Source organism: Rhizobium sp. PvP014 (assembly GCF_017876855.1).
Taxonomy (GTDB): Bacteria; Pseudomonadota; Alphaproteobacteria; order Rhizobiales; family Rhizobiaceae; genus Neorhizobium; species Neorhizobium soli.
The window spans coordinates 1,633,340-1,658,210 of record NZ_JAGIOT010000002.1 but is presented as its reverse complement, the minus strand read 5'-3'; the positions used below and the strand labels follow the sequence as shown (position 1 = coordinate 1,658,210).

At 61.8% G+C, this 24,871-nt stretch carries 21 protein-coding genes; 7 read left to right on the top strand and 14 right to left on the bottom strand.

The genetic code is table 11. The annotated features are described in order from the left end of the window. Positions 1-46: 46 nt before the first annotated feature. The 3 genes from J3A65_RS12560 to puuD all read right to left on the bottom strand — a co-directional run bounded on the left by J3A65_RS12560 (position 47) and on the right by puuD (position 4,890). Positions 47-2,017, bottom strand: coding sequence for a methyl-accepting chemotaxis protein (locus tag J3A65_RS12560; RefSeq protein WP_209901478.1), 1,971 nt, complete (start codon positions 2,015-2,017; stop codon positions 47-49). Between the two features lie 309 nt (positions 2,018-2,326). Further along, the gene (gene guaD, locus J3A65_RS12555; RefSeq protein WP_209901475.1) at positions 2,327-3,640 is read right to left on the bottom strand and encodes a guanine deaminase; all 1,314 of its coding nucleotides are present in this window, start codon (positions 3,638-3,640) and stop codon (positions 2,327-2,329) included. Positions 3,641-3,648: 8 nt separating this feature from the next. Beyond that, positions 3,649-4,890 carry a urate hydroxylase PuuD gene (gene puuD, locus J3A65_RS12550; RefSeq protein WP_209901473.1) on the bottom strand — a complete coding sequence of 414 codons (1,242 nt, stop codon included), beginning with the start codon at positions 4,888-4,890 and terminating at the stop codon, positions 3,649-3,651. A gap of 183 nt (positions 4,891-5,073) precedes the next feature. Between puuD and J3A65_RS12545 the strand changes: the two genes are divergently transcribed. Next, on the top strand, positions 5,074-5,502 hold the full coding sequence (locus J3A65_RS12545) for a GFA family protein (protein ID WP_113166803.1): 429 nt from the start codon (positions 5,074-5,076) through the stop codon (positions 5,500-5,502). Positions 5,503-5,507: 5 nt separating this feature from the next. Here the strand turns inward: J3A65_RS12545 and J3A65_RS12540 are convergent, their stop codons facing one another. Continuing rightward, positions 5,508-6,428, bottom strand: coding sequence for a sensor domain-containing diguanylate cyclase (locus J3A65_RS12540; RefSeq protein ID WP_092661053.1), 921 nt, complete (start codon positions 6,426-6,428; stop codon positions 5,508-5,510). Between the two features lie 212 nt (positions 6,429-6,640). On the opposite strand from J3A65_RS12540, the gene J3A65_RS12535 reads away from it, so the two are divergent. From J3A65_RS12535 to J3A65_RS12525, 3 genes are all read left to right on the top strand, one after another. After that, positions 6,641-8,647: a GAF domain-containing protein gene (locus J3A65_RS12535; protein WP_113110796.1), complete on the top strand. Its 2,007-nt coding sequence runs from the start codon at positions 6,641-6,643 to the stop codon at positions 8,645-8,647. Further along, positions 8,648-9,031 (top strand): response regulator, encoded by a 384-nt coding sequence (locus tag J3A65_RS12530; RefSeq protein WP_192086208.1) that lies wholly within the window; start codon positions 8,648-8,650, stop codon positions 9,029-9,031. A 191-nt stretch (positions 9,032-9,222) separates the two neighbouring features. Beyond that, the gene (locus J3A65_RS12525) at positions 9,223-9,597 is read left to right on the top strand and encodes a hypothetical protein (RefSeq protein ID WP_197978069.1); all 375 of its coding nucleotides are present in this window, start codon (positions 9,223-9,225) and stop codon (positions 9,595-9,597) included. A gap of 13 nt (positions 9,598-9,610) precedes the next feature. On the opposite strand, the gene J3A65_RS12520 is transcribed toward J3A65_RS12525, so the two are convergent. Then, positions 9,611-10,507, bottom strand: coding sequence for a LysR substrate-binding domain-containing protein (locus J3A65_RS12520; protein WP_244476133.1), 897 nt, complete (start codon positions 10,505-10,507; stop codon positions 9,611-9,613). A gap of 116 nt (positions 10,508-10,623) precedes the next feature. Here J3A65_RS12520 and J3A65_RS12515 point away from each other — a divergent pair, with 116 nt between their 5' ends. After that, on the top strand, positions 10,624-10,848 hold the full coding sequence (locus J3A65_RS12515) for a hypothetical protein (RefSeq protein WP_209901471.1): 225 nt from the start codon (positions 10,624-10,626) through the stop codon (positions 10,846-10,848). Between the two features lie 8 nt (positions 10,849-10,856). Here J3A65_RS12515 and xdhC read toward each other — a convergent pair whose 3' ends face one another. The 5 genes from xdhC to J3A65_RS12490 all read right to left on the bottom strand — a co-directional run bounded on the left by xdhC (position 10,857) and on the right by J3A65_RS12490 (position 18,108). Further along, positions 10,857-11,714 carry a xanthine dehydrogenase accessory protein XdhC gene (gene xdhC, locus J3A65_RS12510; protein ID WP_209901469.1) on the bottom strand — a complete coding sequence of 286 codons (858 nt, stop codon included), beginning with the start codon at positions 11,712-11,714 and terminating at the stop codon, positions 10,857-10,859. Between the two features lie 32 nt (positions 11,715-11,746). Further along, positions 11,747-14,086, bottom strand: coding sequence for a xanthine dehydrogenase molybdopterin binding subunit (gene xdhB / locus J3A65_RS12505; protein ID WP_209901467.1), 2,340 nt, complete (start codon positions 14,084-14,086; stop codon positions 11,747-11,749). Between the two features lies 1 nt (position 14,087). Next, positions 14,088-15,560: a xanthine dehydrogenase small subunit gene (gene xdhA / locus J3A65_RS12500; protein WP_209901465.1), complete on the bottom strand. Its 1,473-nt coding sequence runs from the start codon at positions 15,558-15,560 to the stop codon at positions 14,088-14,090. A 664-nt stretch (positions 15,561-16,224) separates the two neighbouring features. Further along, a complete protein-coding gene (locus J3A65_RS12495; RefSeq protein ID WP_062455520.1) occupies positions 16,225-17,001 on the bottom strand; it encodes a 3-hydroxybutyrate dehydrogenase in 777 nt (258 codons plus the stop codon). Positions 17,002-17,157: 156 nt separating this feature from the next. Continuing rightward, positions 17,158-18,108 carry a sensor domain-containing diguanylate cyclase gene (locus tag J3A65_RS12490; RefSeq protein WP_082472015.1) on the bottom strand — a complete coding sequence of 317 codons (951 nt, stop codon included), beginning with the start codon at positions 18,106-18,108 and terminating at the stop codon, positions 17,158-17,160. Positions 18,109-18,356: 248 nt separating this feature from the next. Between J3A65_RS12490 and glpK the strand changes: the two genes are divergently transcribed. Beyond that, positions 18,357-19,850: a glycerol kinase GlpK gene (glpK, locus tag J3A65_RS12485; RefSeq protein ID WP_209901462.1), complete on the top strand. Its 1,494-nt coding sequence runs from the start codon at positions 18,357-18,359 to the stop codon at positions 19,848-19,850. 42 nt (positions 19,851-19,892) lie between these two features. On the opposite strand, the gene J3A65_RS12480 is transcribed toward glpK, so the two are convergent. Further along, complete coding sequence (locus J3A65_RS12480; RefSeq protein WP_209901460.1) at positions 19,893-21,182, bottom strand: hypothetical protein; 1,290 nt, start codon at positions 21,180-21,182, stop codon at positions 19,893-19,895. 314 nt (positions 21,183-21,496) lie between these two features. Here J3A65_RS12480 and J3A65_RS12475 point away from each other — a divergent pair, with 314 nt between their 5' ends. Then, positions 21,497-22,831: a D-alanyl-D-alanine carboxypeptidase gene (locus tag J3A65_RS12475; RefSeq protein ID WP_062455530.1), complete on the top strand. Its 1,335-nt coding sequence runs from the start codon at positions 21,497-21,499 to the stop codon at positions 22,829-22,831. A gap of 4 nt (positions 22,832-22,835) precedes the next feature. Here the strand turns inward: J3A65_RS12475 and J3A65_RS12470 are convergent, their stop codons facing one another. The 3 genes from J3A65_RS12470 to J3A65_RS12460 all read right to left on the bottom strand — a co-directional run bounded on the left by J3A65_RS12470 (position 22,836) and on the right by J3A65_RS12460 (position 24,758). Further along, positions 22,836-23,372: an SH3 domain-containing protein gene (locus J3A65_RS12470; RefSeq protein WP_062455533.1), complete on the bottom strand. Its 537-nt coding sequence runs from the start codon at positions 23,370-23,372 to the stop codon at positions 22,836-22,838. 157 nt (positions 23,373-23,529) lie between these two features. Beyond that, positions 23,530-24,000: a GFA family protein gene (locus J3A65_RS12465; RefSeq protein WP_209901458.1), complete on the bottom strand. Its 471-nt coding sequence runs from the start codon at positions 23,998-24,000 to the stop codon at positions 23,530-23,532. A gap of 50 nt (positions 24,001-24,050) precedes the next feature. Next, on the bottom strand, positions 24,051-24,758 hold the full coding sequence (locus tag J3A65_RS12460) for a glutathione S-transferase N-terminal domain-containing protein (protein WP_209901456.1): 708 nt from the start codon (positions 24,756-24,758) through the stop codon (positions 24,051-24,053). Positions 24,759-24,871 lie beyond the last annotated feature (113 nt).

The following is a 24,871-nucleotide window of genomic DNA, read 5'->3' as shown; positions in this document are numbered from 1 at the left end:
CCCGTCGTAGTTTACTCAATCTGTGGCCGGGTTTTGTGGCTGGGCCTCAGAATTCTTCCCAGGACTGGGCCTGCGCCGCGGCCGATGACGAACCGCCGCCGAAGGCTGAAGCGATGCGGTTGCCGAGTGCTCGTGCCGGCGATGGTGTCTGGCGCGAGGCCGGCGATACGGCCATCGGACCCGACGGAGCATGGCCGCGACGACCGTTCGATGCGGAGCGGTTTTCGCCCTGGCCGAGGTTGAAGCGCGACAGGAGGTCGTTCAGCGAGGCTGCTTCCTTGGCAAGCGAGTGGCTGGCCGCAGTCGATTCTTCCACCATGGCGGCGTTCTGCTGGGTGCCCTGGTCCATCGTGTTGACCGCCGTGTTGATCTCCTGCAGCCCGACCGCCTGTTCGCGCGCGGAGTCGACGATTGCGTTGACGTGCCGGTTGATCTCCTGGACTTCGGCGACGATGACTTCCAGCGCCTTGCCGGTCTCGCCGACGAGGTGGACGCCGGAGCGGACGTGTTCGCTCGATGCGGTGATCAGTTCCTTGATCTCCTTGGCGGCCTTGGCAGACCGCTGTGCGAGTTCGCGGACTTCCTGTGCGACGACGGCGAAACCCTTGCCCGCTTCACCGGCACGCGCGGCTTCGACACCGGCGTTCAGGGCGAGAAGGTTGGTCTGGAAGGCGATTTCGTCGATGACGCCGATGATGCTGGAGATCTCGCCCGAGGACTTTTCGATCCCCTGCATGGCGGTGACCGCATCGCGCACGACTGCGCCGGAACGCTCGGCACCGGCACGGGCCTTGGTGACGAGGTTGCCGACTTCTTCGGCGCGCTTGCTGGAATCCTTCACCGTGGTGGTGATCTGCTCCAAGGCGGCTGCGGTTTCTTCGACCGATGCAGCCTGCTGTTCGGTGCGCTTGGACAAATCATCGGCGGCCGCACGGATCTCATTGGCGCCGCCGTCGATGCCGCGAGCGTTGTTGCCGACGGCCTGCAGGGTTTCCTGAAGGTTGGCAACCGAATCGTTGAAGTTGTTGCGCAGCGCATCAAGATGCGCGACGAACGGCGTGTCGAGGCGGTAGGCGACATCACCCTGCGCAAGCTTTGCCAGTCCGCCGGCAAGCTGGTCCACCGCGAACTGGGTGTCAGCTGCGTCCTTTGCCTTCTGCGCGTCGCGTTCGATGCGTTCGCGATCGGACAGGCTGCGGTTGGCATCGGCTTCGCGTTCGAGACGGATGCGCTCCAGCGCGTTGTCGCGGAACACGGCAACGGCTGCCGCCATGGCGCCAAGCTCGTCGCGGCGATCCTGACCTTCGACAGGGGCCTCCGTCTCACCGCGTGCCAGCGATGCCATGCGTTCGCGAAGGCTGGCGATCGGCTTGGTGATGCCCTTCGTCGCGATGATGAGTGAGGCGATGATGCCAAGGGCAAAGATGACGACCAGCGCTGCGAGCGTCTTTAAAATGAGGGCATTGGTGGTCTCGGTCATCTCGTCGCTGGTCTGGGCAATGCCTTTGTTGAAGCGATCCAGCAAAGTGACCATGTCCCTGCCGAGCGGCATGATTTGAAGGTCCGCCTGCGCAAGCAGCGCGCGGGCCTCTTCGTCACGATCGGAGGAGCCGGCCTCGACGGCCTTGTCGATCAGTGCAAGGGCTTCCTTGACACGGATGGCGATGCCGTTGACCTCAGGCATTTTCGACGCCAGTCCTGCCTGAACGGTGTCGAGGCGCATCAGCAGAGCCGTCTTGCTTTCCTTGTAGAAAGCTATTGCAGTCGTCATGGCCGGGTCGGTGCGTGAGTATGTAAGAATTTGATAGGCGGCGTAGCCTGAGGCGGCCAGGTTGCGGTTGACGCGCACAAATTCCACGGCCGCAACGTTGTCCGAAGAGATGAAATCCGAATAGCTGGTGTCGGCGGCCTTGTAGCGGCTTGCGACGAAGCTTGTGGCACTCAGTCCGACGACGCAGAGCGGGATGAGCACAGACAGTATTTTGGTGCGAATACTCGCGTTTTTCAGAAACGACATATATCCCTCGTGGAGGTCCAAAGAAGCCGTCATTCCATCAGCTTTGCTGGTGCCGGCCGGGAGGGCTGGGGCAAATGCATAAACTGACCGATTGGTCCGGCGAACTAACGTGGCATGACAGCTGCGCTCTGCCTTCATGGCTGCCAGTGGATGTTCTGTCACGGAACAGGGGTAATAAGTTATAGTTTAAATACAATTAAATAGAGATATTACTGGAAACATGCAGCGATTGCGGGATCTTTTCTTAATGTTTCTTGCGCAGGTTGCGCATGGCGGTGATGTTCGTATGTCATTTCGCGGCGTTGCCGCTCACGCGTCGAGCCCCGTCTTCATCGCCTTGCCCGCAACATAGGTTTCCACCACCGCGCGGTCGTCGCCCATGGTCTGCAGCAGGAACAGCTCTTCGGGCAGGGTCTTCACCGTTTCCATCCGAAGCCGCATTGCGGGTGTCGATCCGGCGTCGAGGATGACGAGGTCGGCCATCGATCCGATGTCGAGCGTGCCGATGTCGGCCTCCATGCCCAGCGCCTCCGCATTGCCGCGGGTCATCAGGTAGTAGCTTTCGAGCGGATTGAGACGTTCGCCCAGCAGTTGCTGTATCTTGTAGGCCTCGTCCATGGTCTTCAGCATCGAATAGCTGGAACCGCCGCCGATATCGGTCGCGACGGAAACACGGACGGGCTTTTCGCGTCTCCTCAAGGCTTTCAGCGGAAACAGGCCGGAACCGAGGAACAGGTTGGAGGTCGGGCAATGCACGGCAATGCTGCCGGCTTCCGACAGCGCATCTGCCTCACGCTCGGAGAGATGGATGGCGTGGCCGAGCAGCGTCTTTTTCCCCAGCAGGTCGTAACGGGCATAGATATCGGTATAGTCCGTCGCTTCCGGATAGAGCTCGGCAGTATACTTGATTTCGTCGTGGTTTTCCGAGAGGTGCGTCTGGATGAACAGGTCGGGGAATTCCTGCGCCAACGCTTCCGCCGCCTTCATCTGGCCCGGCGTCGAGGTGATGGCAAAGCGGGGCGTGATGGCGACGTGGTTGCGGCCCTTTCCGTGCCATTCGGCAATCACGGCTCTGGTTTCGTCATAGCCCATCTCGGCGGTATCGAGCAGGCCCTGCGGCGCATTGCGATCCATCATCACCTTGCCGCCGACCATGCACATGTTGCGCTTCATCGCCTCGGCGAAAAAGGCGTCGGCGGAAGTCTTGTGGACGGAGCAATAGGCAACCGCCGTCGTCGTGCCGTGGCGCAGGAACTCGTCGTAGAAATGCGTGGCGATGCGCGTCGCGTGATCGCTCTCGACGAAGCGGCATTCCTCGGGGAATGTGTAGGTGTTGAGCCATTCCAGAAGGTTGCCGGCATAGGACGCAATCACCTGCATCTGCGGAAAATGCACATGGGTGTCGATCATCCCCGGCAGGATGAGGTGCGGCCGGTGATCGATCTCCTCGATATCGGCTGGCGCCTCTTCCTTCACCGCCGCATAGTCGCCGGTTGCGGTGATCCGGCCGCCGGACACGAGGAGGGCGCCGTCGTGCTCGTACGAATAGCTGTCGGTATCGGTCATCGCGAGGGGCGCACGCTTGAATGAAAGAAGGCGGCCGCGGATCAGGGAATCTGTCATCTAAAACTCTATTTCGACGCTATTGCACTTTCATACCACGCAACGAGAAGACGGCGCTCCTCGAGGGTGATGGCGGACACGTTGCCTGGCGGCATGGCGTGGCTCCGGCCGGCCTGGATATAGATCTCGCGGGCGTGGGCGGCAATCTCCGCATCGGTTTCCAGCTTCACCGATTTTGGCGTGAAGGTGATGCCCTCCCAGACCGGCTCTGCTGCATGGCACATCGAACAGCGCCCCTGAACGACGTTGCGCGCCGCGACGAAATGCGTGTCGGATGCGAATGTCTGCTGGATCGGCGTCATGGCCGATGCGCTCGATATCTCGGTCTCGCCGGTCAGCACTTTCGGCACCGTCGAAAGCCACATGATGGTGATGAACAGGAGCACCGTCACTAGCCAGGTCCAGGTCGGCTTGCCCTTGCGCGCATGGGTGGTGTTGAACCAGTGCCGGATCGTCACGCCCATCAGGAAGATCAGCGCCGCGATCACCCAGTTGAAATGGGTGGCAAACGCCAGCGGATAATGGTTCGACAGCATGAAGAAGATGACGGGCAGCGTCAGGTAGTTGTTGTGCAGAGAACGCTGCTTGGCAATCGCGCCGTATTTCGGATCGGGCGTGCGTCCGGCGATCAGGTCGGCGACGACGATGCGCTGGTTGGGCATGATGATCATGAACACGTTGGCCGACATGATCGTGGCGGTGAAGGCGCCGAGATGCAGGAAGGCGGCGCGGCCGGAGAATATCTGCGTGTAGCCCCAGGCCATCGCGACCAGAACCACATAGAGAATGCCCATCAGCGCCCAGGTGTTTTTGCCAACAGGCGATTTGCACAGCTGGTCATAGATGACCCAGCCGATCCCGAGCGACGCCAGCGACAGACCGATCGCCTGCAGGGACGACAGGTCCATCACCGTGCGGTCGATCAGGAACAGGTCTGCGCCGCCATAATAGACGATGCACAGCATCAGGAAGCCGGAGAGCCAGGTGGCGTAGCTTTCCCACTTGAACCAGGTCAGGTGTTCCGGCATCTGCGCCGGCGCCACCAGATATTTCTGGATGTGATAGAAGCCGCCGCCATGGACCTGCCATTCCTCGCCATAGGCACCGACGGGAAGATGCGCCCGCTTCACCAGCCCGAGATCAAGCGCGATGAAGTAGAAGGACGAGCCGATCCAGGCGATCGCAGTGATGACGTGAAACCAGCGCGCTGCAAAGCTCAGCCATTCCCAGGCGATCGCGTATTCGTACATTCCGTGTGTTCCCGATTCAGTTCCCCTGCAGCGCACTTTGGGGAAAAAATCACCGAGAGGGAAGAGGGGCGGACGCCACCGTCATTCCGATACAGATCATATGGCAATGAGGGGAGCGGGCGAGGTTGCCGTGCCCGTCCATCCGGACTAGCTTTCGGGCGTATCAGGATCGAGGAGCTACCCATGAGCGAAACCGCAGAACCCCATCATGCCTCGTGCCACTGCGGCGCGGTGCGCTTGCGGGTCAAGTTGTCGGATGGGTTCAACACGATCCGGCGCTGTGACTGCTCGTTTTGCCGCATGCGGGGAGCCGTCGTTGCCTCTGCGCTGCTGAGCGATCTCACCATCCTTGAGGGCGAGGACAGCCTGACGCTCTATCAGTTCAATACGGGGACTGCGAAACACTATTTCTGCAAGACCTGCGGCATCTATACCCATCACCAGCGACGCTCAAATCCGGAGCAGTTCGGCATCAATGTCGCCTGCATCGAAGGTGTCAGTCCGTTCGATTTCCCCGAAGTGACGGTCATGGACGGCGTCCGTCATCCGGCCGATACGGGTGCCGATCCAAACTCGGGGATTGCAGGTGTCCTCAGATACTCGACATCCTGAGGCTGTCAGACAGCGGCAGTAATCCGTCCCAGGCGTGTTTCCGGATCGAGGCAGACCTGGTTGCGGCCCCGCATCTTGGCGGCATAAAGGGCCAAGTCGGCGCGCCGGTAGAGGTCGGCGGCGCTATCGCCGCTGTCGCCGGACGCGATGCCTGCAGAAAACGTGTAGCGGAAGCTCTGCTGTTCCGCGACGGGCCGCGAGTGACGCACCGCCTCCAGCATCTTGCCGACGATCGTCAGCGCGTTTTCCGGTGATGCATTGGGCAGGATCAGCACGAATTCCTCGCCGCCGACACGGCCGAGTACGTCGGTCTTTCGCACATGGCTGTGCAGTGTCTTGGCAAAGTCCTTCAGCACCGCATCGCCGACCGAATGGCCGAAACGGTCGTTGATATATTTGAAATTGTCGATGTCGAGTACGGCCAGGCATCCGGCCGGCTGCGACGGCGCGCCACCTTGCGAGCGCAACAGATCGTCGATCTTTGCCATCGCAAACCGCCGGCTTGGAATGCCGGTCAGCTCGTCGATCTGGGAGACCCTGATCGCGTCGTCGCGGTCCTGCCGGAGCGTTCTTTCGTCAGGGCGCATCGAGGTGATGTCACTTGCAACGCACAGCATCCAGCCGTTCGGCTGCATGGTTTCCGTCATCCAGAGCCAGCGGCCGTCGTGAAGGTCGGTTTCGTAGGCGCGAAAGCCGGTCTTGCCGCGCCGCGAAAGGGTGGAGCGCAGCCATGTCTCGAAATCCGTCGCCTTGATGACCGTGCCGCGCGCTGACAGGAAATTGCGGCGCATCATCTCCGACCAGAGCGGATTTTCGGTCTCGTCGAGGCACCAGGCGTCCCGGAACGCACGATTGGCGAAACGTAGCCTGTCGTCCTGATCGAACACTGCGATCAGGACGCCTGCAACTTCCATCAGCCCGGCCATCTGCCGCAGCGTCGCGTCGTCGTTCAAGGCCATGATGTCCCAGAATGTGAGTCTCTGTCTGCGTATTTCTTAGCTGTTACTTATGAATGATCAGTTAGGCAATTTGTTTCAACCCGCGGTATACGCGGTTGAGCAGCAGCAGTGACCGTGCAGTGGTGACAAATCATTTTTGCGCCCTATCTTAGCGTCAACTGCAATTTTCAGAGTTTCCCTTGCTCATCGCCGATCTCGACGAACACGCCGCCCTTCTCGATCGTCTCGAGGCCCTCGAAGCCTACGACATCATGGATTCTCCGTCTGAACCGGAGTTCGACGGGATCGTCCAGATCGCCACCGCGCTTTGCAAGGCGCCGGTGGCGCTGATCAGTCTTGTCGATGCGGAACGCCAGTGGTTCAAGGCGCGTGTCGGGTTCAGCCCGTCTGAAACGCCGCTCTCCCAGTCGGTCTGCCGCCATGCGCTCGCCAGTTCCGATCTTCTGATCATTCCCGATCTCAAGGACGATCCGCGCACGTGCTACAACACGCTGGTGACCGGCGAGCCATTCATCCGCTTTTACGCGGGCGCACCGCTGATCACACCCGACAATATCACCATCGGCAGCCTCTGCGTCATCGACAGTGTGCCGCGGCCGCACGGTCTCGACAACGAACAACGCGAAGGACTGCGCGCGCTTGCAGGCCAGGTGATTGCGCTGTTTGAAGCGCGCCGGCTGTCGCAGCGCAAGGACGATCTGTTTCGCCGGCAGAAGAGCCTGACATCGCATATGCGGGCCGCTGCAAACGAGACGCTGGCGGCCCAGGAGGCTGGCGGCGTCGGCACGTTCGAAGTGGATATCGAGACCGGTCAGGCCAAGACGTCGCCGGCCTTTTGCCGCATCTTCCATCTGCCCGTCGCACCAATCTATCCGTCCTCCCTGTTTGAGGGAATGGTCGTGGAGAGCGACCGGGGCTTGCAGTCGAGCGACCTCGGCCGTCGGGAGGCCACGGATTCGCTCGACGTCGAGTATCGCATCAACACGGATGTCGGAATCCGCTGGATTTCGCGCACCGCCAGTTTCGTTCACGACGAGAGCGGACGGCCGATCAAGATGATCGGTGCGGTGAAGGACGTCACAGTCATCAAGCGGGCGGCCGCCCGCGTCCAGGCTCTGCTCGATCTCGGCGACCGTCTCAATCATCTGACCGACACAGAGTCCATGGCGATGGCGGCGGCCGACCTGATGGCCAAGGCACTGGATGCCACCCGCGCCGGTTTCGGCATCGTCAACCTTGCTGACGAGACGGTGATGATGCAGCCGGAATGGACGGCGCCCGGTGTCGTGTCTCTTTCCGGCCGGCATCACTTCCGTGATTACGGCTCGTTCATCAACGATCTGAGGCTTGGCAACCCCGTCGTCATCCCCGATGTCACGCAGGACCCGAGAACCCGCGACAATGCGCAGGCACTGCTGGATCTCGATATCCGCGTCCTCGTCAATGTGCCGATCATGGATCAGGGGCGTTTCAATCTGGTCGTGTTCGCCCATCACACGCATCCCTATGCGTGGAGCACCGAAGAACTGGCCTTCCTGCGCAGCTTTGGCGATCGCATCCAGGCAGCGATTGCCCGCGTGCATGCCGAGGCCGAACAGATGGTCCTGCAGCGTGAGCTCGGGCACCGTCTGAAAAACACGCTTGCCATGGTGCAGGCCATCGCCTCCCAGACCCTGCGTCCGGTTAAGGAACGCAACCACGTGGATGCTTTCGAGCGTCGCCTGCATGCGCTGAGCACCGCGCACGAAATCCTTCTCGAGCGCAACTGGAGTAGTGCCCCCGTTTCCAACGTCGTTGAAAAGACGCTTGACCGTCTCTCCGTGCGCGAGCGGATCGACATTGTCGGCGACCCGATCATGCTTGGACCCAAGGGTACGCTGTCGCTGTCGCTCGTGCTGCACGAGCTCGCCACCAACGCGATCAAGTATGGCAGTCTCTCCAACACGACAGGCCGCGTTGCCATCAACTGGCACGTGGAAGGCGAGGGCGATCTTTCGTCGTTCAACTTCAGCTGGCAGGAAAGCGGCGGGCCCCAGGTTGCCGAACCGCAGGCCAATGGGTTTGGATCGAAACTTATTCGTATGGGACTGGCCGGAACAGGCGGCGTTAACGTTCGTTATGAACCATCGGGCTTCGTCGCCCAGATGCACGCGTCTCTCCCTCAGCTCCAGCAGGCAGATATCTGAATGGGATCACTTACCCCGCCTTCAAGGCACGTCGTACTCGTAGTTGAGGACGAACCGCTGCTCTTGATGATGGCGACGGACCTCGTAGAAGAAGCCGGTTTCGAAGCCGTCGAGGCTCGAAGTGCCGATCAGGCAGTCGAAATTCTCCAGGACCGTAAGGATATCCGCATCGTCTTTACCGACATCGATATGCCGGGCAGCATGAACGGAATGCGGCTGGCCGCCATGGTGCGCGACCGCTGGCCGCCGATCGAGATCATCATCGTGTCCGGCCATGTGAAGCTCGGCAAGGACGATATGCCGGCCCGCAGCGTGTTCTACAGCAAGCCCTACGATGCCGCCAAGATCGCCGCTCAGCTGCACCGGATGGTCTCGCACCTCTGAATGCCTGCCTGAGTGTAGGTTCCTTAAGAAAAATCTAATACGCAAGTTGTGCGCCGCACTATTTTGTTTAGCGGCACCAGCCGACTCGCGTATTGTAAGCTTTGCAAGTTCTCCGGCGGTGCCGGGTATTGCGTTGAGCGCGTCGCCGGAGATGACATTCATCAACGGAGAACAGGCTTATGCATAGCGACATGACGCCGAGCAGGCGGTGCCTTCCAACGGGCGCGGTGATTGCGTTTGTATCCGGTGTATCCACGTGCGGCATTCCCATTCCACAGGGGCGGGCGCACGAGGCCGTGAGCGGCTTCAAATACGAGTCCTACTGCTGCAACGGCAACAATCATACCGGCGACTGCCAGAGGATCCCGACCAGGAATGTCAGGATCACAAGCGGCGGTTACGAAATCATCCTGAAGCCCGGTGACCACCGTCTGGTCACCCGCACCCATGATTTCCAGCTGCCGCAGAGCGAGGCCCGTCGCAGCACCGATTCCGAATATCACATCTGTCTCTATCCGACGGAAGACACGCTGCGCTGTTTCTACGCGCCCGACATGGGCTTTTGAACGAGCAGCATGATCAGTCTCTGAAACTCGGCATCATAAGGCGCATGAAATCACGGAAGGCGCGGATCTTCTTCGAATGCCGCCGCGTCTCCTGATAGGCGAACCAATAGTCGTTGCCGTCCGAGGCCCTCAGTTCGAACGGCTGGATCAGTCGTCCGAGTGCAACGTCGTCGGCGTAGAATTCAGGCTTCAGAATCGCTACGCCCTGTCCGGCGATCGCGGCCGCCGCCTCGAAAGCCTGTGCCCCGAAACGGCTGTTCGGTCGTCCCCCGAGATCCGCATCGGGAATGCCGGCCGCGGCCAGCCACAGCCGCCACCAGACATCGCCCGCGTCGATGATCCGCAGCTTCAGGATGTCGGCCGGCTCGCGAACGCCGCCGATCGTTTCGGCCAGCACCGGGCTCAGCATCGGTGTAAAATCGCTCTTCATCAGGAAATGCGAGGTCAGTCCCGGCCAGTGGCCGGTGCCGCTGCGGATCGCCACGTCGGCTTCGGTCCGGGTGAAGTCCACCACGGTCTGGGAGGTTTCGAGCCGCACCGCGATGTCGGGGTTCTGCATCTGGAATGTGCCGAGATGAGGGGCGAGCCACCGGTATGCGAATGTCGCGGTCGTGTGGATGACCAGCGTGCTCTCTGACAGTTCCTTCGTTCCCGCCACAGCCTCGTCCATGATGCCGAACGCTTCCGATATTTTTGGTGCCAGCCGCTCGCCTGCCGCCGTCAATGTCACCTGTCGCGGCCGGCGGAGGAACAGCTGGTCGCCCAAAGTCTCCTCAAGAAGCTTGATCTGATAGCTCACCGCCGTCTGCGTCATGCCCAGCTCTTCGCCGGCCCTGGTGAAACTCAGGTGCCGCGCTGCCGCTTCGAAGACGCGAAGAGCGTTCAGCGGAAAGTTCGTCGACATTTTCATGGATAAGCCCTCTTCATCCATACAGACGGATGTTCCATTGGAAATGGAGCATTTTTGCGCGCATCTTCCAAGCACAAACATCAAATCAGTGATGACTCAACAAGGGAGAAGCGGCCATGTTCAGTGGTTTGCGCGCTGCATTTCTGCGCCTGAAATCAAGCAAGGGTTTTTTGACATCGATGATCGCAGGCGCCCGCCGGCGGTGCGACGTGGAGAATGTCAGCGAGGACGAACTGCGGGCCTTCGGTCTGCTCGACGAGAGGATCTCGCCCAGCACCGTCAAGCGTCGCTTCCGTTCCGAGGCGTGGGCCGAGGTGGATCGCTACCAGCGCTTTCCGTGAGGCGCGTGTCAGACCGAAGAACGCGCGGGCACACCCTCTTCGACCGGGTGCCCGGCGGGGACGCGGTGCAACAGTTCGGCGGCCACGAGCGCTGCGATCACGGCCGGGCGCTTGTCCTTGACGCTGCCATCAGCCGACACACTGCCGACCGGCAGCGTCAGCCTAGATATCATCGCCGAACTCGTGTCGCGGTTCTCCGTCTGCCGCTGCAGCCAGTTTGCAAATGTCGCGCGCTTTGTGGCCGAGCCGATCATGCCGACATAGGCGAGGTCTCCCCGCGAGAGCGCCCGTTCGGCGATCAGGAAATCCAGCGCATGGTCGTGGGTGAGGATGACAGCCGCGCCACCCGGCGCAATCTCCGCCACATGCGCTTCCGGCATGGCGGCCAGCCGTGCGGAAACTTCTGGTGGCAGTCCCTCCAGCGCCTCGGCGCGTGTCTCGATGACGGTCACGGCAAAGGGCAGGGGCGCGAGAGCGCGTGCCAGCGCCAGACCCACATGGCCGCAGCCGAACAGGTAGATTTCGGGGCGCGTGTCCTCTTCGAAGCGGATACGGGTTTGCAGATCCGTAGCGACTTCAGGCGTCACGACAGTAAACACGAGTTTCGTGCGACCGCCGCAGCACTGGCCGATCTCAGGCCCCAGCGGAATATCCATCACCGCTGCGCCCGAGCCTGCCAGGATGGCACGCGCATTGTCGATCGCCATATATTCGAACTGGCCGCCGCCGATCGTGCCCCAGATCGCACTGCTGCTTACCAGCATGAACGTACCTTGCTCACGCGGCGTCGAACCCTTTGCCTCAGTGATCTCGACGAGGATCGATGCGGGGTTGGCGGCGAGAAACGCGGCAAGCGGCAGGGTCATGGTTGGGGCTCATGCGGCTGCAGCATCGCTCTTCACCCCAAAGCCTTCATCCGCTCGACCGCCATCAGCACCCTTTCCGGCGTCGCGGGCGCATCGAGCCTCGGGCAGGCGGTGTAGTCGGCAACGCTTGCCACCGCCATCGAGATCGCTTCGAGAACCGAGATCGCCAGCATGAACGGCGGTTCGCCCACGGCTTTCGAGCGGCCGACGGTCGGTTCAGCATTTTCAGACCATTCCGCCAGCTGCACGTTGAAAATCTTCGGCCGGTCGGAGGCGAGCGGGATCTTGTAGGTGGAGGGCGCGTGGGTCCTCAGGCGACCCTTGGCGTCCCACCACAGTTCTTCGGTTGTCAGCCACCCCATGCCCTGCACGAAGGCGCCCTCGATCTGGCCGATATCGATCGCCGGATTGAGCGATTTGCCGACATCATGGAGAATGTCGGTGCGATCCATCATGTATTCGCCAGTCAGCGTATCGATCGAGACTTCCGACACGCAGGCGCCATAAGCGAAATAATAGAACGGATGGCCCTTTCCGGCCGCCCTGTCCCAATGGATCCTCGGCGTCTTGTAGAAACCCGCGGCGGAAAGCTGGACCCGGTCGTAATAGGCGGCCTTCACGAAAGTATCGAACGGCACGGTGTCGCCACCAATGCGAATGCGGTTTGGCAGGAATTCCACTTCGGACTTGTCCACCTTCCACTGCCGGCAGGCAAAGTCCACCAGCCGCTCCTTGATCTGCCGGCAGGCATCGTAGGCGGCCATGCCGTTGAGATCGGAGCCGGAAGAGGCAGCCGTCGCGGATGTGTTCGGCACCTTGCCGGTGGTGGTCGCCGTGATCTTCACCCGGTCGATATCCACCTGGAAGGCGTCGGCCACGACCTGCGCCACCTTGGTATAGAGACCTTGGCCCATCTCGGTGCCGCCGTGGTTCAGGTGGATCGAACCGTCGTTATAGACATGCACCAGCGCGCCGGCCTGATTGTAGGCGGTGAGCGTGAACGAGATGCCGAACTTGACCGGCGTCAGCGCGATGCCCTTGCGAATGACTGGGCTTTGCGCGTTGAATTCGAGGATCGCCTGCCGCCGCGCCTGATAGTCGCTCGACTGTTCCAGTTCGTCGACGATGCGGGCGATGACGCAGTCCTCGACCTCCTGATGATAGGGGGTCGTGGTGCGGCCGGAGCCGGGCTGTCCGTAGAAATTGATCTTGCGCACCTCGAGCGGGTCTTTCCCGACCGCATAGGCGATTTCCTCGATCATCCGTTCGGCGCCGAGCATGCCCTGCGGCCCGCCGAACCCGCGAAAGGCGGTGTTGGACACCGTGTGGGTCTTTAGCGGTTGCGAGGTCAGGTGCACATGCGGGTAGAAATAACTCGAATCCGCATGAAACAGCGCCCGGTCGGTGACGGGACCCGAGAGATCGGCGGAAAAGCCGCAACGCGCCGCGTAGGTCGCGTCGACCGCATGAATGCGGCCGTCCTCGTCGAAGGCGATATCGTAATCGACGCGGAAATCATGACGCTTTCCGGTCATCGACATGTCCTCGTCGCGGTCCGGCCGGAATTTGACCGCCTGGTTGAGCTTCTTTGCCGCGACGGCCGCAAGGGCCGCGAACTGGTTGCCCTGGGTCTCCTTGCCGCCGAAACCGCCGCCCATGCGCCGCGTGCGAACCTCGATCGCGTGGTTCGGCACGCCCAGCACATGCGCCACCATATGCTGCACCTCGCTCGGATGCTGGGTGGAGGACCAGACGATCACGTCGTCGTCCTCGCCCGGAATCGCAAAGGCGATGTGGCTTTCGAGGTAGAAATGCTCCTGGCCGCCGATCTCCATCGAGGCCTGGACCCGAAGCGGCGGCTTGCCGATCTCGGCCTCCGGCTCGCCGCGCTTCAGCGTCATCGGCTCGGTCACGAATGGCGCGCCATTGTCGCGGGCACCTGCGATGTCGCTCCAGTGGGGAAGGTCGCTATACTCGATCTTCGCCAGAAGTGCTGCACGCCTGGCCTGGTCGCGCGTTTCCGCAAACACCGCAAAGATCGGCTGGCCGTGGAACTGCACGAGATCGGTCGCCAGCAGCGGTTCGTCATGGCGGCCAGTGGAGCCGACGTCGTTGGCGCCCGGAATATCGTCCGCCGTCATCACCCAGACGACGCCGGGGGCTGCTTTCACGGCCTCGAGGTCGATCGAGACGATCTGCGCATGGGCGCGATCGGCAAGGCCCAGCCCGCCATGCAGCGTGCCCGCGGGTTCTGGGATGTCGTCGATATACTCGGCCTGACCGGTCACATGCTTGTGCGCCGAATCATGCTTCAGCGATACATGCATCGGGCCGTCGATCACGGACTTCATCGGAAAGCTTGTATTGTCCATGTTATGCTTCCTCCAGCTCGAACCGGTGCAGCTCGCTCGGTGCTCCCGCTGTCTCCAGGAAGAACCGCGTCAGCAGGTTCTTGGCGGTCAGGCTGCGGTATTCAGAGGTTGCCCGCCAGTCCGTCAGCGGCTGGAAATCGGCATCGAACGCGTCGCGCACGGCAGAGACCACGCCCCAGCTCCAGGGCTGGCCGGTCAGCATATCCTCCACATGGGTTGCCCGTTTCGGGATCGCCGCCATGCCGCCGAAAGCGATGCGGATCTCCTCGACCAGCCCTTCCGCATCGAGCATCAGGTAAAACGCGCCGCACAGCGCCGAAATGTCCTCATCGCGGCGCTTGGAAATCTTGTAGACGGCGAAATGGCTGTCTTCTGCCGGGCGCGGCACGACGATCTTTTCCACGAACTCGCCGGGCTGCCGGTCCTGCTTGCCATAGGCGATGAAGTAATTCTCGAGCGGCATCGTGCGGCGACCGGAATGGGAACGCAGCGTCAGTTCGGCACCCAGCGCGATCAGGGGCGGCGGCGTGTCGCCGATCGGCGATCCGTTGGCGATATTGCCGCCGATCGTGCCCATGTTGCGCACCTGGCTGCCGCCGATCCGGTCGATCAGCCGGCCGAAGGCGGGAACCACCGCATCCATCACGCCTTGCGCATCCGCATAACTGACGCCGGCGCCGATCGAGACGCCTCCTTCCTCGATGGTGATCGATTTCAACTCGCTGAGGTGGTTGATGAAAATGACAGGGTCGAGCAGCCGCAGCTGCTTCGTCACCCACAGCCCGACGTCAGTGGCGCCGGCCACGACGGTTGCATCAGGGTTTTGGGAAAAGACTTCGGCAAAGGCCTCGACCGAGGCCGGTACGATGGAGCGTGCGCCGTCTTTCTCCACGACGATCGTGTCGGTCGCCGACTGCATGGAGAAAAGCTTGCCCATGATTTCGGTGCGGTCGCGTTCCAGCGGATCAAACAGCGCGCTCGGGCGGCTTTCCGCCACCTGTTCGGCCGCCTTGACGATCGGCTCGTAACCGGTGCAGCGACAGAGATTGCCCTGCAAGGCGCTTTCGATGTCCTGGCGCGACGGCTGTTCGTTGGAAAGCCAGAGCCCATAAAGCGACATCACGAAGCCCGGCGTGCAGAAGCCGCATTGCGAGCCATGACAGTCGACCATCGCCTGCTGCACCGGATGCAGCTTGCCATCCTTTGCGGCCAGATGTTCGACCGTGACGATATGGGTTCCGTGCAGCGATCCGAGCAGGCGGATACAGGCATTGACGCTTTCATAGATCAGGCCGCGTTCGCTCAGCCTCCCCACCAGCACCGTGCAGGCACCACAATCGCCCTCGGCACACCCTTCCTTCGTCCCCGTCAGCCGCCGCTTCAGGCGCAGATAATCGAGAAGCGTTTCCGTGGGGCCGAAATCTCCAAGGCTCAACTCTTCCGTGTTGAGAATGAAGCGGATCGCTGAACTCATCTGTCTCCTTCGTCCGCCGTTCCCGGCTTCTGCTGTCAATTTCATTGCGGCGGATGCCGAGGCATCCGCTCAAAGTCTCTGCCGCGACGCGACGCCCGACGTCTCCGCCGCGACACCCGCGCAACTCTCCTCATTCCTGTGCTCGTCACAGGAATCCAGCAGCGTCGCGTCCGCGACGCTGGAGGGCTTTTCCCACGCGAAAGACTTCGCGTGACTGGATTCCTGTGACGAGCACAGGAATGAGGGAAACGGGGGTGGGCGCCGTCGCCCACATCGCTTGCTTCGCGCAAGTCTACTTCGCAGTGCGGTCGCCGTCGATGGAGATATTTTTGGCGGGGACGCGGGAGGCAACCTTTCCGCCGAGACAGCTGTCCGGATCTCTCCACCGCAGCGACCACCTAGCGTCTCCGTCGCAACACCCGCCCAACTCTCCTCATTCCTGTGCTTGTCACAGGAATCCAGCAGCGTCGCGTCCGCGACGCGGAAGAGCCTTTCCACGCGAAAGACTTCGCGTGACTGGATCCCTGTGACAAGCACAGGGATGAGGGTCGTGGGGAGGACAACGCGCGGCCACGGAGAGCACGCGCAGGGAGACGGAATGAGGGAAGCGGAGACGTGCCGTTTACTCAGTTGCACTCGCTCCCAATCGCCTCCCACGCCCAAACTACTGCGCCGTCCATCCGCCATCGATGGAGAGGTGCGTCCCCGTGATACTTCTTGCCGCATCGCTCGCGAGGTACAGCGCCGCGGCGGCCACGTCCTCGACCGCGACGAATTCCTTCGTAGCCTGTAGCCGCAGCAGCACTTCATCTCGCACCTGCGCTTCGCTGATGCCCTTTTCGCGGGCCTGGGCGGGGATCTGTTTTTCGACCAGAGGCGTCAGCACGAAGCCGGGGCAGATGGCGTTGACGGTGATGCCGGATTGCGCAACCTCGAGCGCGACGCTTTTGGTGAGGCCCATGATGCCGTGCTTGGCGGCCACATAGGCGGATTTGAACGGCGAGGCGACGAGGCCGTGGGCGGAGGCGACGTTGATGATGCGGCCCTTGCCTTGCGCTTTCATCAGCGGGATCGCGTGGCGCATCGTGTGGAAGGCGGATGACAGGAGGATGGCGATCAGCTGGTCCCATTTTTCCGGCGGAAAGTCCTCGATCTTTGCCACATGCTGAATGCCGGCATTGTTGACAAGGACGTCGACCGTTCCGAATGTCTTCGCCGTGCTCCGGATCAGATCCTCGATCTCGCCGGGCCTCGTCATGTCGGCCGGGTGGTAGAGGACGGTTGCGGCACCCGCCTCGTCGAGCATCCGGCAGGCGGCCTCGATTGCGTCCTTTTCTCCAAAGCCGTTGATCACGACCGTATCGCCCGCGGCTGCAAAACCCTTTGCGATGCCGAGACCGATGCCGGACGTTGAGCCGGTGACGACGACGGTTCTTGCCATTTTTATAAAACCCTCCCTAGGCCAAAGCGCCCGCGCTTGAGCGGTGCCTCGACCGGAAAGGTACGCTCAAACCTTGCGCCCTGGCAATTGCCAAGGAGTGCCGAAAGAAGGGGAGCGAGCAAGGGCCAGGCGCCAGCCTTGCCCTTGCAGCAAGCTTCAGTTTGCCGGCTTGCCCGCACCGGTTGCGGCATGGGTCGCCTGCGCATGAGACGGGGATCGCGCCGGGTTGCCGGCCGTGTTTCTGGCGGCCTGACGCACGCGGTTGCGCCCGCCTTGCTTGGCGTCATAGAGCAGCGTATCGGCCACCCGCAGCATCTGTGCGAAGCTCTCGCCGGCCTCCCCCTGGTAGACTCCGAAGCTTGCGGTGAGACGTCCTTGAGCCAGCGGCGTGACGGTGGTCTTTGCGAGTGCTGCGCGCAACCGCTCGGCGATATCAGCGGCCTCCGTCTCGGTCGTCTTCGGCAAGACGATGCAGAATTCCTCGCCGCCGATCCGCGCCGCGAGATCGTAGGGGCGGACATAATTGGTGGCAATTTCGCCGGCTGCCACCAGAACCTGGTCGCCGACATCGTGTCCGTGACTGTCGTTGATGGTCTTGAACTTGTCGAGATCGAACAGGATGACCGAGATCGGTTCCGCCTGGCGCTCGGCGCGTGCCAGTTCCTGCGCAACGCGTTCGCTCAGCCAGCGGCGGTTGCCAAGCCCGGTCAAAGGGTCGGTCATCGCCTGGTGGCGCAGCTTCTGCATCAGCGTTTCGACTTCGGCGACCATCGAGGTCACAGCCGTCGCGAGCACGCCGATCTCATCATCGGCTTTGGAAAACATCCGCACCGGCTGGCCTTCGTCGCGATAGGTTTTGACCGCGCGCGTCAGGCTGCGGAGCGGCCGCAGCAGCAGCCAAAGGCCCGAAAGGCAGGCCACGGTGCCGATCAGCGTGGCGCCGAGCAGCAACAGAAGAAGCGTGAGCGGCTGGGTTTCGAAACCGATCGCGAGATAGGCGATCACGGCGATCAAGGGCACGTGGATGGACAAAAAGCAGATCATGAAGATCTTGGCCGTCAGTGATTTCCTGAAAGGCTGCAGCGCCATCGGGGGGGTCGGATTCATCCCGGCTCCTTTTGAAGATACAAGTCCCACTGCGGGGTCCAAAGACCGCATAAAGCTATGGGTGCGTCCAAAAGAGGGCGCTCGCTCAAAAAGGCAAATGCGAAATTTAGCAGTTTCGCCGCTGATCCTGTGGATAACGGTGCGGCACCCGCTCGATTCCAGCCTCCATGGCGGGGAGTTGCGGTTTGACGGCGACGGCGGCATCTGCTCAAACCGTGATCAACGCGCAAATGGTGAGGGAGGGCAGCATGGCGGGTTACATCCTGGCGATCGATCAGGGAACCACGTCGACACGGTCAATCGTGTTTGACGAAACAATGCAGATCGCCGGTGTCGGCCAGACCGAGTTTCCGCAGATCTTTCCGAAATCGGGCTGGGTGGAGCACGATCCGGAAGCGATCTGGGAGAGCGTGCTCGTGACGGTCAAGCAGGCGCTGAAGGCCGCAGGCCTTGAGGCATCGCAGATCGCCGCAATCGGCATCACCAACCAGCGCGAGACCGTCGTCGTGTGGGACCGCGAGACCGGCAAGCCGATCCACAACGCCATCGTCTGGCAGGATCGCCGCACTGCATCCTATTGCGAAAAGCTCAAACGCGAGGGTCTGGAAAAGACATTCTCGAAGCGCACCGGCCTGCTGCTCGACCCGTATTTCTCCGGCACCAAGCTTGCCTGGCTGCTGTCCAACGTGAAGGGTGCGAGGGCGCGCGCCGCAAAGGGCGAACTCTGCTTCGGCACGATCGATACGTTTCTGATCTGGCGGCTGACGGGGGGAAAGAGCTTCGTCACCGACGCCACCAATGCCTCGCGCACATTGATCTACAATATCGCCGACAATGCCTGGGACCAGTCGCTGCTTGATATCCTCAAGATCCCGGCCGCCATGCTGCCCGAGGTGAAGGACTGCGCCGACGATTTCGGCGTGACGGAAAAATCCCTGTTCGGCGCCGAGATCCCGATCCTGGGCGTTGCGGGCGATCAGCAGGCGGCAACGATCGGTCAGGCCTGTTTCGAACCGGGCATGATGAAATCCACCTATGGCACCGGTTGTTTCGCCGTTCTCAACACGGGACGCGACATGGTGCCTTCGAAGAACCGGCTGCTCACCACCATCGCCTACCGGCTTGACGGCGAGACGACCTATGCGCTGGAAGGCTCGATCTTTATCGCGGGCGCTGCCGTGCAATGGCTGCGCGACGGAATCGGCGTCATCGACAAGGCGTCAAAATCGGGAGATCTCGCCGCAAAGGCCGATCCGCAGCAGGACGTCTATCTGGTGCCCGCCTTTACCGGCATGGGCGCGCCGCACTGGGATGCGGAGGCGCGCGGCGCCATGTTCGGCCTCACACGAGCGACGGGACCGGCGGAAATTGCCCGCGCGGCACTCGAAGCCGTCTGCTACCAGACCCGCGACCTCTTGGATGCCATGTGCCGCGACTGGAAGAACCGCAGCGGCGACACGGTGCTGAGGGTCGATGGCGGCATGGTTGCTTCCGACTGGACGATGCAGCGCCTCTCCGACCTCCTTGACGCGCCGGTCGATCGCCCCAAGATCCTCGAAACCACCGCCCTTGGCGCCGCCTGGCTCGCCGGCTCCAAGGCCGGCGTCTGGCCAGACCGCAAGGCTTTTGCCAAAAGCTGGGCGCGAGAACGCCGGTTTGAGCCGGAGATGGACCCGAAGACACGGGTTGCCAAGATCAAGGGCTGGAAGGACGCGGTAAGGCGGACGTTGACGAAGGGGTGAGGGGGAATTTTGGCCTCAGCCCTCTTGCTTATCTAGCACCAGTCAATTTGTCGCTTGTTGACCGACCGCTCCCAGGTCGGGCTTGTAGCCGGGTTGACTGAATGGAGCCGGCTGTTTCCGCATCGATCGTGCTTTCAACTTGGAACGAACTGCGCCGACCGATGCTGCTCCGAGCATGATTCCCAAAAGTGCGGACGTCTTGATCGAGAGAAACGCGCCGCCGAACAGCGCCGTCGTGGTGATGTAGATCGATGCCATCAGTGGCAGGATCGGCGGCGTCAGGCGGGTCGAAGTCAGGACGCCTGAAAAGAGGTAGAGGCAGAGCAACATGCCTGGCAGTGTGGCAGCGTAGACGAGATAGAGGATGCCGCTGTCGCCGAACCGGCTCACGTTCAAGGCGCCCGAGAACAACTCGAAGATGTTGGTACTGGTGACGACATCGAATGTGATGGCGATGCGTCGAGGGGTTTCGGACTCGGCAAGCCGGCCATCACTCATCATGTAGAAGAAAAATGCCGCGACCAGCACGATGGCCGGACCCCAAGCCGACCATGCCATTCTGATATGCGACTGGAGACATGACAGACCGAAAAAGAGAATGATCATGGCGGACGGCACACGCGAGTCGGCCAGCAGTGCCAGGACCAGGCAGGCGGCAAATGCGCCCGCGCGTTGCCAGGGGTAGTGCCGGAACCAGACGGCGAAGAACATGCAGGCGACGACTGCGAAATATCCGAGCGACAGAGGTTCCAGAAACGGTCCACCGATCCGGTGATCGGTCAGGAAGCCGAAGAAACTTCCGCCGCCGCGGTTGGCGCCGAGATAAAGCCCCATCTCGTCCGAGCCGCTGGCGAGCTGGTCGGAGACCCAGACGCGGGTGTTGCGGAAGAACGAGAGGGGATTGAACAGCGTGGTATAGAGGCCGACCAGGAACGCATCCAGAAAGCAGATGACACCGACCGCAGCGATGATCAGCTTGAAGGCCTTGAACGGAAATTGCCTGATGACACTTCCGAAGATGATGAAGATCGGGATGACCATCAGGTCGTAGTAATGTTTCGAATTGAGCTCGTTCCAGATTGACGCCAAGAGTGCAAAGACAGCAAGGCAGGCGCAGGCGATCCAGAAGCTCAACGGAAGCTGCGGCCGCCGCAGGACAGCAACAGCAATCGCTGCTGCAGTAATGGCTAATTGAGCGACGGACGCGATAGTCGAATTGACCGGAAACAGTAGGCTGTTGGAGAAAGCAAGGGCCGTATTCAAAAGCGTTGCGGCAAACAAGACTATGCTTGCCGGCCTGTCGGCGTCGTTGTTTTTTCTATAGGTCTGCAATGGCTGCCCCAATCCCGTCAACCGCCTCCGGTTTGTGTAACTGTTCTTAGCAGATCGATGTATTCATCGACAATCGCTCAGGATTTATTTCTCGCGCTTTCGTCTGCCCGCAGTTTGAGCCGTATCTTACGGACAGGTTGCTTATTTATCATCTTGGCACGACGATCCGTTCCGATTGGATCAGCGCAGGCCGCGGTCGCCGTCCGACCGGTGTCCCATAAAAAGACACATCATACCGGGTAAAATTCGGCAGCGCCATTTTCATGCCGGTATCGCTCGCCTATGGTCGCACCGCAAATTCGAGAAGGTGTAGAATGGTTCGGCTGCTGCGTGTTCTGTCGTTTTTTCTGGTGTCATGCTTGGCGGTCGCTGCCGGCCGGACCGAGGCGCAGGCAGGTTACGCGCATTTCATATATGATGTGAGCGCGGGCAAGATTCTTGCGTCCGAAAATGGCGACGTGCTCAACCACCCGGCGTCGCTCACCAAGATGATGACGCTTTATCTCACCTTCGAGGCGATCAAGAGCGGCCGGATGACCTGGGACGAGCAGATCGTCATGACGCCGAACGCGGCGTCGAAGATCCCGTTCAAGCTGGGGCTGAAGCCCGGCGAGACGCTGTCCGTGCGCGAGGCGGTGCTTGCCACCGGCATTCGATCCGCCAACGACTCGGCGGCGGCGCTCGGCGATCGTCTTGGCGGTTCGGAAGAACGGTTCGCGACGATGATGACGGCGAAAGCGCGGGCGCTCGGCATGTCGAAGACGGTGTTCCGCAATGCGTCCGGCCTGCCGGATCCGGCCCAGATCACCACCGCCCGCGACATGGCGATCCTGGCTTTGTCGCTGATCCGCGACTATCCGAGCGAGTACCAGCTGTTTTCGATGCGGTCGTTCGTGTTCCGCGGCCGGACCATCCGCGGCCACAACAATCTCATGTACCGCTATCCCGGCATGGACGGGATCAAGACCGGTTTCGTCAACGCCTCCGGCTACAATCTGGCAAGCGCCGTTGTCGTCAACGGCAAGCGCTATATCGGCGTGGTGATGGGCGGCAAGTCCGCGCGCAAGCGCGATGACCAGATGGCGGCGCTGCTCGATCAGTATACCAACCCGATGCGGCCGGCAGGCGGTGCGCTTGTGGCGACGGCGGAGCCGCAAAAGCGTCCCGGCGTCCAGCCTGGGGGCCAGGCGGGAGCTCCGGCGGCGGGCCAGGTCCTCTCCTATGCCGAACAGCCGCGCCGTCAGATTTCGCCCGGCATGGCATCGTCGAGCCAGAGGACTGTCGCTGCCAGTGCCGGCGGCAGAACCCAGTCGCGCACCGGTATCGAACCGCCGGTTCCCTTGCCCTCCGCGCGGGTCGCCGATGCGTCGAGCGCTGCGTCGCAGGTGGATGCCGCGTCGAACGCCGCAGGCTGGAGCATCCAGGTTGCCGCCGCCGGCAGCCGCAGGGCGGCCACCGCGATGCTGGAGCGGGCACTGCCGGTTCTCGCAGGCGGGTTCGGCCCGGCGGCACCAAGCGTCGAGGGTTACAAGGATGGCGCCCGCGAGTATTTTCGCGCACGATTTGTCGGATTTGCCAGCCGGGAGGTTGCCGCCAGCGCCTGCGCCTCGCTGCAGGCGAAATCGATGACCTGTTTCGTGGTGCGCTGAGGCCTTACTCGATCGTTTCGCCGGGATAGACGCCCCACAGATCCGCCTGTCTGACGAAGCCGGCAAGCCGGCGGTTCTGCAATTGCGCGCGGCACCAGCGGCCGTCGCACCTGACGATATCGAGTTTCACCTCCGCTTGCAGCTGCGCCACCGGCCGCCCGTCGGATGCGGGCGCGATGCGCAACGGCACCGTCTCCTTGATCCAGGGGCCGACCACGGCGGTGCGGTTGCCGGAGAGAAGCGCTGCAAACATCCAGCCGCTCGCGCCCTGCTGGTCGCGCACGCGCCGCCAGTTTCCGTATTCCTCGATGATCTCAAGCGGCAGGCCGCGGGCGGAATAGACATAGGATGTCGGGTGATCCAGCGAGGGTCCGACGCGCATATGCGCCGTTCGTGATTTCAGCGACACAAAGCGGGGGATCGGAAACCCGGTCGAGCGGCCTTTCTTCCAGCCGTCGTTGAACGCGGCTTGCGCCTGCGGCACGCTGCCCCCTGTTTCGACCGGTGCCAGGATGGCGATCAGGACCAGGAGAGCGGGCAAGGCTCTTCTGGCGCGCGTTCCGATTTTTCCGTTTGTTTTCATCAACCCGCCATCGTTGCTGCAGCCAGCTAAGGCCGGCTGCGGCATTCAAGTCGGTCGTGGTTAGCAGCGCGTTAATCAACGCCACCAACGGGAACACGATGCACTCACGATGGGGTTATCGGTCGTCGCTCCCGGCCTGCGCCCGGTAGTCCCCGACGAGCCCTTCGTAAGCGTCCATCGGCGGAAATTCCGCAAAACTGTGGGTGGCGCCCGTGTTTGCCCAGGGGAATTTCGTCGAGGTGAAGGTTTCGATGAACGGCGCAAACCAGTCGGCATCGTCCAGCATGGTCGGCCGGATGTTGACGAACCCGTCCATCCCTGTCGCCTTCGTGTAGAGCCAGCTCTTGCAGCGCGAGCAGTGGTAGTGATGGACATCGTCGCCATGCATGCCGCCGATGACAGGCTTTCCCGCTGTGACTTCGAAACCATCGGCAGGAATGGCGGCCGAGCAGGAGAAGGCGCTGGCGCTCATCTTCTGGCACCCCTTGCAGTGGCAGGCCATCGTGACCAGCGGCGCTGCACTGATCCGGAAGCGGATTTCGCCGCAGCGGCAGGACCCAACGATCGGCAGTTTCGGCATCGGCATGGTGATCTCCTCAGGTGATCCGGAGGAGATAGCGCATCATGCTGACAATGTCAGGCGGGGCGTTTCGGGATGTCCAGGCCGCGCTGCACGGCGGGACGGGCTAGGCCGCGTTCCAGCCATTTCGGCACATGGACAAGCTCGTCATAGCCGACGAGGTCGCCGGCACCGTAAAAGCCGATCAGGTTGCGAACCCATCCGAGCATGGAAATGTCGGCGATCGTGTATTCATCGCCCATCACCCAGTCGCGACCGGCGAGCCGGGTTTCCAGCACGCGGATCAGCCGAGCGCTCTCCTTGGCGTAGCGGTCACGCGGGCGCTTGTCTTCGAAATCCTTGCCGGCGAATTTGTGGAAGAAGCCGAGCTGGCCGAACATCGGACCGAGCCCGCCCATCTGGAACATCACCCACTGGATCGCCTCGTAGCGGCCGGCCGGGTCGGCGGGCAGAAACTGTCCCGTCTTTTCGGCAAGATAGATCAGGATCGCACCCGATTCGAACAGCGCCAGAGGCTTGCCGCCGGGACCATCCGGATCGAGGATTGCCGGGATCTTGCCGTTCGGGTTGAGCGACAGGTACTCCGGCTCCCAGGTCTCGTTCGCCCCGATATTGATGAAATGCGGCTCGTAAGCCAGACCCGTCTCCTCCAGCATGATCGAAACCTTCACCCCATTCGGCGTCGGCGTCGAATAGAGCTGGAGGATGTCGGGGTTTTCAGCCGGCCAGCGGGTGGTGATCGGATAAGCAGAAAGATCGGCCATGGGGGATCCTTGGGCGGGAGAAAGACGAATTATAACTTGCTAGGTCGGTGGTGAAAGGCGACACTTGGAATATAGCTATTTAGACGGTCAGTGAAAGGTTGGCAGCCATGCAT